This is a genomic window from Kribbella sp. NPDC056345 (assembly GCF_042262745.1).
GTDB lineage: Bacteria > Actinomycetota > Actinomycetes > Propionibacteriales > Kribbellaceae > Kribbella.
The window spans coordinates 21,429-30,039 of the sequence record NZ_JBHJQQ010000013.1; the positions used below are offsets into that span (position 1 = coordinate 21,429).

An 8,611-nucleotide genomic window follows, 5' to 3' on the forward strand; every position below is an offset into this window, starting at 1 on the left:
GGCGGGCCATGCGTAGACCATAACGGCCTTCGCGGACCCTATGTTACGGGTTCGCTACCCTCCGAGGTCGTAGATTTTGACCTTGCCGTTGCTGTGTCGCAACGGCGCCAGGTCTGCGAGTTCCGGGGAGACGGTTCCGGCGCGCGAGTCGGCGTACAGCCAGCGGACGCCGTACTGGTCGTGGAGGCGTTTCAGCAGGCTGGGAGTGGGATTCGCGAAGGCCTGGGTGACGAGAGCGACGCGGTCGGGCCAGGGGGACGGCTGCTCGGTGTAGCGACGGCCGCCGACACCTTGCGCGGCCATGGCCTCGTTGGTGTACGCCCAGCCTTCGATGACGGTACGGCGGCCGGCCAGTCCGCTGACGATGTAGCCGCGGGCATCGCAGCCGGGCGTCTTCGCATCAACCGGACGGCACCAGGTGTTGGTGGCAACCACCTCGTTCGGTGCACTGTTCTGCGCCAGCCACGCCGCGCTCGCCTGCTCATCCGGATAGACCCACTGCGGCGCGGAGCGGAAGACCGGGCCTGCTTCGGTGTCGCCCTTGATGGCGTTCTGGACAAAGCTCTTGACCGGTGAAACGAACAGCAGGACCAGTACGACGACGAGCAGGCGCCTGCGGGCAGTGGCGGCCACCCAACCGGCAGCAGCGAGGCTGAACGGTGTGGCGGTGTACAGGAAGTAGGACTCGCTCACTCCCGGATGATCGATGAAGAGGTAGCCGAGCCACCCGACCACCATCGCCCCGATCAGGAACCACGCGACCGGATCACGCCGTACGACGAGGAAGCCGGCCAGGGACGCGGCTTGGATCAGCAGGACGCTCAGGAGCATCACCACCGTGCCGAGGACAGCGCCGCTGACCAGTGACGGGACTACCAGTCCACCAACACCAGCTGGAGTGTGGTCGCCGGTGAGACTCGCATAGCCGGGGCTGGTCTTCAGAATCGCCAGGAACTGGATCTGCGAGCCGCTGGTGCTCCCAGCAACCGTGAGCAGCGTGAGCGCGCCGACAGCAACCAGCAGAGCGCCGGCAGCCACAGTCTTGAGACGGAGTTGGTAGAGAGCAGCCAGTCCGACCGCACCGATCAGCACTGGCAGCACCGTGGGCTTCGAACCGCCACCGACCACGGCCAACGCGAGGACAAGCACCCACAGGGTGCGCGGGCCGTTGCGGAAGAGCAGCTCGATCAGAAGGATCCCCACTGCGACACAGGCGATCAGTCCGAAGGTCTGCGACGGACTGAGGTAGCTGACCGGTGGGTTCAGGTTGATGCTGGTGTCGACGAGCAGGTACAGCTGTGGCGCGGTCAGAGCTGCAGCGGCGAGCACTCCGGTCCACCACGTGCGGCTGACTGTCCGGGCGAGCGTGGCGCACACCAGCAGCGCAACCACGAGCCACGGCAGCACCCACAGCCGGAACAGCACCGTGGTCGGGCTGAGCCGAGTGATGTCGACGGCCGCCGCCATGTCGGCGTTCGCGAACCAGTGGTACTCCAGCCGCTCCCCCACGACCTGTGGCAGTTCCGGCGGCACAGCTCGCGTCAGCTCGCTCACCATCGACAGGTGGTACAGCAGGTCCTGGTAGTACGACGTTCCGTCCGGTGGCAGCACGTGGTACGCCATGACACCGCGGATGGTAGCCGCGAGCATCAAAGATGCAGCGATCACCAGCCCCCAGGTCCACTGCAGCGGGAGCGGCTGCGGCTCGGCAATGCGCCAGTGGGCGCGCAGCCGCGGTAGAGCGAAGGCAGCGAGGGTCAGCAGCGGCCAGATGACCAGCCAGCGTTGCCAGCCGGCCGCGGTGAACAGCGCCCAGCCAACCAGCATCCAGGCGGCGCCGACGATTGCACCGAGACCGAGGTCCTCAACCCAGTTGCCCAGACTGCGCCAGACAGCCCGCAGCAGTAGGGTTCCCGGCAAGGCGATCGCGAGTGCGAAGTAGGCGCCGTACCGGACGGCATCCAGGGTGTGGAAACCGACCAGGAGCGGTAGGAGCCAGGGCAGCGCCCGCTTCACCGGGTCGTGACCGGTTCCGCACGTTTCTGGTCTTCGAGGCTGTCGTAGCCGACGAGGAACTGCGGCCGCCGCTGACTCGACTGGAACAGCCGCGCCACGTACTCACCGAGCAGCCCGAGGCACAGCAGCTGGATCGCGCCGATCACACTGACCGCGAGTACGGTCGACGTCCAGCCGGGGACGCCGCGACCGGTCAGCTTGATCACCAGCGCGCCGACCACGAACAGCGCCGACATCAGGCCACCGAGCAGCCCGAGCCACGTCGCCAGCCGCAGCGGCGCCGCCGAGAACGCGGTCACGCTGTCGAAGGCCAGCCGCGTCATCTTGGTCAGGTTGTACTTCGTCGATCCGGCCGCGCGCTCGGCCCGGATGTAGGTCACCTCGGCACTCGGGAAGCCGAGCCACGGGATCACCAGCCGGAACACCCGGCCGTCCTCGGGCAGCGCGTTCACGGCATCCACCACCCGGCGCGACACCATCCGGAAATCACCCGCGTCGAACGGGATCTGCTTGCCGACCAGACGGCACATCAATCGGTAGTAGAGCCGCGCGGTCGTCCGCTTCGGCCACGAATCACTCGAGCGGTCCGAGCGAACGCCGTACACGACGTCCAGATCGCGCTCGCGCATCACATGCAGGAACTCGGCGATCGTCTCCGGCGGGTCCTGCAGGTCGGCGTCAATGGTGACCACGTACTGACCGCGGGCGCTGCGGAAGCCGGCCGACTGCGCGGCCTGGTGACCGCTGTTGCGGAGTAACCGGATCACGCGGAGCTGCGGCCAGTCCTTCGCCGCCTCGAGCAGCAGGGCCGCCGTACTGTCCCGGCTGCCGTCGTCGACGACGAGCAACTCGTACGGCAGGCCGAGGCTGTCGAGCAGCGGGTGCATCCGCTCGAAGAACATCGGCAGCACGGCTTCCTCGTCGTACATCGGCACCACGACGGAGAGCTCGGGGTCGATGTCCACGACTGGTCTAACGAGCGTGATGCGACGGCGTTAGTCCGGCGGCGAGATCGCCACTGCGCCGGTACGGCGGGGGTCGCCGACCGCCATCAGGCCTTCCGCCGGGTCCCAGAAGGCGGCGGCGACACCACCGAAGTACATCGAGTGCGGGGGCATCGGGCGCGCCGGAAGGTTCGTCGTACCGGCCAACGGCAGGTCGTCCTCGTAGTCGACGATGACGTCGTCCCGGACCCGGACGTGCAGCCGCGGGTGCTCGACCGCCTCGGCCAGCGGCAGCCCACCGTGCGTGTAGAGCGCGTAGACCTGCGCGAGCGCGGTCGGGATCCGATCCGAACCGGGCGAGCTGATCGCCAGTACGGCGCCGTCGCTGTCCCGGCGGGCCACGCTCGGGGCCATGTTCGAGGTCAGGCGGGTGCCGGGGGCCAGGCTGTGCGGACCGCCGTGCAGCAGCTCCTGCTCACCGAGCGCGTTGTTCAGCCAGATTCCGGTGCCGGGCGTCAGCACGCCGGAGCCGTAGCCGGACGAGACCGTGATCGCACAGGCGTCACCTTCGTCGTCCACCACCGACACCGTCGCCGTACTCGGCGAGGTCAGCGCGCGCAGGTCGCCGGACGACGCGAGCTCGAGCAGCTTCTGCCCTTCCAGCTGCCGAATGTCTTCCTCGTCCAGCTCCGCAAGCCGCCGGCCGAGAACCGCATGCTGTACGTCGACCAGTCGCTCGAGCTCGGTCGGATTCCAGCTGCCGTCGGCCGGGACGCCGTCCAGCAGCGCGAGCATGGCGGCGACCGCCACTCCCCCGACGGCCGGCGGCGGGTTGGTGGCCAGGCGCCACCCGTTTTGCCGGACCATCAGCGCTGGGCGGACGATCGCCTCGTACGCAGCCAGGTCCTCGGCGTTGAGGATGCCTTCGTTCTCGGCCATGTCGCGGATCAGCAGCTGCGCGAGCTCACCGGTGTACAGCGTCTCGGCGCCGTCGCGGGCGATCAGCTGCAGCGCGTCAGCGAGCTCCGGGATGATCACCGTGCTGCCGGCCTTGATGACCGTGCCGTCCTCGTCGTGCACGACCCGGTGGCTCGGCTGATGCCAGCCGAAGATGATCTCGTGGGTGAACCCGAGGTAGTAACCAGAGGTCCGGCTGAGCGGGAACCCGTCGCGCGCCACCTCGATCGCCGGCTGCACGACCTCATGCCAGGGTGCCTTGCCCGATCGCCGGTGCGCCAGGTCGAGCGCCTTCAGACCACCCGGGGTCGCGACCGAACCGTGCCCCACGGTGGTCGTCGTACCGCCGCCGTAGTCGGTGGTGATGTCCCAGACGCCGCGGCCGAACGACTCCGCCGGCAGACCGCGGCCGGGCATCTCCACCCAGCCGTCGATCGTGACCGCCTCGGAGCCCGCGACCTGCAGCGTGACGAAACCGCCCGAGGCCGGTGAGACCACGCCGATCTCGTTCACCATCGTGACCAGCGTCGCCGCGATCGCGGCATCCACCGCGTTCCCACCCTCAGCAGCAACCCGTACGCCGGCCTCTGCAGCAGCCGCATTGGGCGCCGCAACCGCGACGCGCGGGTGAGCCGTACTCACCGCGCCACCGCCACGCGAGGGTGGGCGCCGCTGGCAGCGCCGCCTCCCCGCATCTGACCGCAGACCGTGAGTGGGCGTTGCGCGTGCTGCCACCCACCCCCGGCGTACGTGCTCATGGCGTCAGCCGACTCGTTGGACGGCGCCGAAGCGGTCGACTGCTACCTGGACCGCGGCTTGGCGGGCCTCGGCCGCTTCGGTGTCCTTCAGCGTGCGGTCGGCGGCCCGGAACCGGAGCGCGAACGCGAGCGACTTCTTGCCCTCACCGATCTGCTCACCGGTGTACAGGTCGAACAGCCGCACGGACTCCAGAAGCTCACCCGCACCCTCGACCAGGGCCGCCTCGACCTCGGCCGCGGCCACGTCGGCCGCGACGATCAGCGCCACGTCCTCCTTGGCCACCGGGTACGACGAGAACGGCACCGCGGTCACGGACTCCGGACCAGCCGTGATCAGCGCCTCCAGGTCGAGCTCGACCGCACTCGACCGGGCCGGCAGACCGAACGCCTGGCACACCTTCGGATGCAGCTCACCCGCGTGACCGACGACCTTGCCATCGACCGAGAACTCCGCGCAGCGACCCGGGTGCCAGGGCGCGAGCTCGACGTTCTTCACGACCGGCTCGACGCTGACCGCCGAGGCGATCAGCCGCGCGATCTGGACCGCATCGGCCCACCCGGCCGGACGGGCCTTGCCCCACCAACCGGTCGGGGCCAGCGCACCGGTCAGCACCACTCCGACATGCAGCGGCTGGTCGGGGAGGGCGTCGTACAAGGATTGGACGTCGGCGTCACTCGGCCGGCCCTCGACGGGCAGGAGCGGTGCGGCTTTCGTCTCGGCCTTCGGCTTGAAGACCAGGCCGGTCTGGAATATCGCCAGGTCGGTCTGACCGCGCCCGGTGTTGCGCTCGGCGGTCCGCAGCAGCGTCGCGAGCAGAGTCGTCTGCAACGACGGCTCTTCGTCCGAGAGCGGGTTGACCAGCTTGACCGTCGTACGGCGAACGTCGTCGGCCGGCAGGCCCATCGCGTCGAAGTCGGCGGGACCGGTGAACGGATACGACACGACCTCGGTCAGCCCGGCCCCGACCAGCGCGGTCGCCACCCGGCGGCGGCGCCGCTGCGAAACCGTCAGCCCCTGCCCACCCGGCGCCGGCGGCAACACCGACGGCACGTTGTCATACCCGAACAGCCGAATAGCTTCCTCGGCAAAGTCATTGGGATCCCGCAAGTCAGGACGCCAAGAAGGCGGAGTCACCGCCAGCAAGTCGTCCCCAGCAAGGCTCGCCCCGTCGGGACCACCAAGCGCGCTCGCCGATCCGGCTCCTGGCGCGCTTCCCTCCCCCGCAACCACGAGTGCGGGTGCGTGCACGCCGACCGCCAACGCAGCGGGTACGGCGTCCGCCGCAGCCGGCTCGATGGTGCAGCCGACCGAGGTGAGGTGGCGGAGGGTTTCTTCGATTGTGATCGGGGCACCGGCGACGCGGGCGGCGTGGTCGGCGCGGATGACGACCGGCTCCGGCTGGGGGTGCGTGTCGACGACGGTCTCGTCGGGGAGGATCGTCCCGCCGGCGAGCTCGGCCAGGAGATCGGCCACCCGCTGAGCGGCGTACCTCGGCAGCTGCGGGTCGACCTCGCGCTCGAACCGCCGCGACGCCTCCGACGACAACTTGTGCCGGCGCGACGCGCGCGCGATCACGATCGGGTGGAAGTGCGCGGCCTCGATCACCACGTCGGTCGTCGTCTCGGAGATCTCGGTGGACGCGCCACCCATCACCCCGGCGATACCGATCGGGCCGGAGTCGTCGGTGATCAGCAGATCCTCGGTGTCCAGCTCCCGAGTCTGGTCGTCCAGCGTCACCAGCTTCTCGCCGGAGGTCGCCCGCCGGACGACGATCTCGCCGCTCAGCCGATCCTTGTCGTACCCGTGGATCGGCTGGCCGAGCTCGAGCATCACGTAGTTGGTCACGTCGACACCGATCGAGATCGGCCGCATCCCGGCCGCGAGCAGCCGCTTCTGCAGCCACCGCGGGGACAACGCCTTCGCGTCGATTCCGGTCACCGTCCGGGTGACGAACGCCGTACAGCCATCAGCATCGTCGACCCGCACCGGGTAACCACCGGACCCCGAGCCGGTCAGCGTCAACTCCGCCGGGTCCTTGAGCGGAACGCCGTACGCCGTGGCTGCCTCGCGGGCGACACCACGGATCGACAGGCAGTAGCCGCGGTCCGGGGTGACGGCGATGTCGAGGACGTCGTCGGCGAGCGACAGCAATTCGATGGCGTCATCACCGGGCACACCTTCACCCGGCTCCAGTACGACGATGCCGTCGGTACCGTCGTCGCCGAGACCGAGCTCGGTGCTGGAACAGATCATCCCGTTCGACACGTGGCCGTAGGTCTTGCGGGCGGAGATCGCGAAGCCGCCCGGCAGCACAGCACCCGGCAGCACGACCACGACCAGGTCGCCGACCTCGAAGTTGTGCGCACCGCAGACGACCCACTGCGGCTCGTCCTTGCCGATGTCGAGCGAGCACCAGCGGATGGTCTTGCCGTTCTTCTGCGGCTCGTTCTCGTACGTCAGCACCTTGCCGACCACCAGCGGGCCGGTCAGGTCGGACTCCTCGACGGTCTCCACCTCGAGACCGGCCCGGACCAGCTGCTCGCCGAGGTCGCGACCGGTCACCTCGGCCGGGAGCTCGACGTACTCACGAAGCCACGACAGTGGGACCCGCATCAGATCTCCATCCCGAACTGGCGGCTGAACCGCACATCGCCCTCGACCATGTCCCGCATGTCCTCGACGCCGTTGCGGAACATCAGCGTCCGCTCCAGCCCCATGCCGAAGGCAAAGCCGGAGTACCGGTCGGTGTCGATCCCGCAGGCGCGCAGGACGCGCGGGTTGACGACACCGCAGCCGCCCCACTCGATCCAGCCCTCGCTGCCACAGGTGCGGCACGGGCGGTCCGGATTGCCGACGGACTCGCCGCGGCAGACGAAGCACTTCAGGTCGACCTCGGCCGACGGCTCGGTGAACGGGAAGAAGTTCGGCCGCAGCCGGGCCTCGAGGCCCTCACCGAACATCGACACGACGAAGTGATCGAGCGTGCCCTTCAGGTGCGCGAGCGTGATGCCCTCGTCCACCACCAGGCCCTCGACCTGGTAGAAGACCGGCGTGTGGGTCGCGTCCAGCTCGTCGGTGCGGAACACCCGGCCCGGGCAGATCACGTAGATCGGCGGCTTGCGGGTCAGCATCGAGCGCGCCTGCACCGGTGAGGTGTGGGTGCGCAGCACCTTCCCGGAACCGGCCGGCTCGACGAAGAAGGTGTCCTGCATCTGCCGCGCCGGGTGGTCCGGCTGGAAGTTCAGTGCGTCGAAGTTCAGCCACTCGGCCTCGACCTCCGGCCCTTCGGCGACATCCCAGCCGAGCGCGGTGAACACATCCGCGACCTGCTCGGAGATCAGCGACAACGGGTGCCGCGCGCCGAGCTCCGGCGTGTGCCACGGCAGCGTCACGTCGACCCGCTCGGTGGCCAGCATCCGCTCCTCGTGCTCGGCCTCGAGCACCACGAGCCGGGCGGCGAACGCCTCGGTGATCGCCTTGCGCGCGGAACCGATCCGCTGCCCGGCCTCCTTGCGCCCCTGCGGCGGCAACGCCCCGATCTCCCGGTTCGCCAGCGCGATCGGCGACTTCTCGCCCAGATGCGCCGCCTTGGCTTCCTGCAAGGCGCCCAGATCGGCCGCCTCGCTGAACGCCGTCAGCGCCTCGTCACGGCTCCGCTCCAGCGCTTCGGCATGCAACGGCGTCACTTCGACCGGGTCGTACTGCGTGTTGGGACCGGACATGGCTCGCTCTCGGTTCGGAACTTCTGCGACTAGCAGTCTAGGAAGATCCACCCCCAGACCGTGAATCGGCCGTCCACAACCCGCCCCACAGCATTTCGCTGGCTGGCCACTCGCATTGGGGGTTCGGCACAATGGTTTCCAGTGCCGAACCCCCACGTTGGGTGCCAAGCCAGCGGAAAAGTGTTGGGAGGGGGCGGGGTTGGGGTGGGGGTC

The 8,611-nt window shown here is 69.1% G+C and carries 5 protein-coding genes; all 5 read right to left on the minus strand.

The features are described from left to right. Window positions 1-54: 54 nt before the first annotated feature. The 5 genes from ACFCV3_RS34050 to pheS all read right to left on the minus strand — a co-directional run bounded on the left by ACFCV3_RS34050 (window position 55) and on the right by pheS (window position 8,398). Entirely contained in the window at window positions 55-2,016 is a 1,962-nt protein-coding gene (locus ACFCV3_RS34050) for a hypothetical protein (protein ID WP_376037233.1), read from the minus strand. After that, window positions 2,013-2,981, minus strand: a complete 969-nt coding sequence (locus tag ACFCV3_RS34055; protein ID WP_376037235.1) for a glycosyltransferase family 2 protein — start codon at window positions 2,979-2,981, stop codon at window positions 2,013-2,015. Before ACFCV3_RS34055 ends, ACFCV3_RS34050 begins: the two co-directional genes overlap by 4 nt. 30 nt (window positions 2,982-3,011) lie before the next feature. Beyond that, window positions 3,012-4,559, minus strand: a complete 1,548-nt coding sequence (locus tag ACFCV3_RS34060; RefSeq protein WP_376037237.1) for a gamma-glutamyltransferase — start codon at window positions 4,557-4,559, stop codon at window positions 3,012-3,014. 120 nt (window positions 4,560-4,679) lie between these two features. Next, on the minus strand, window positions 4,680-7,289 hold the full coding sequence (gene pheT / locus ACFCV3_RS34065) for a phenylalanine--tRNA ligase subunit beta (protein ID WP_376037240.1): 2,610 nt from the start codon (window positions 7,287-7,289) through the stop codon (window positions 4,680-4,682). Further along, window positions 7,289-8,398, minus strand: coding sequence for a phenylalanine--tRNA ligase subunit alpha (pheS, locus tag ACFCV3_RS34070; protein WP_376037243.1), 1,110 nt, complete (start codon window positions 8,396-8,398; stop codon window positions 7,289-7,291). The genes pheT and pheS overlap by 1 nt, the downstream gene beginning before the upstream one ends. Between the last annotated feature and the right edge of the window lie 213 nt (window positions 8,399-8,611).

What these genes read in the sequence shown, in the direction of transcription:
- pheT (WP_376037240.1), bottom strand. Translation starts at nt 7,289, where the DNA reads ATGCGGGTCCCACTGTCGTGGCTTCGTGAGTACGTCGAGCTCCCGGCC.
- pheS (WP_376037243.1), bottom strand. Translation starts at nt 8,398, where the DNA reads ATGTCCGGTCCCAACACGCAGTACGACCCGGTCGAAGTGACGCCGTTG.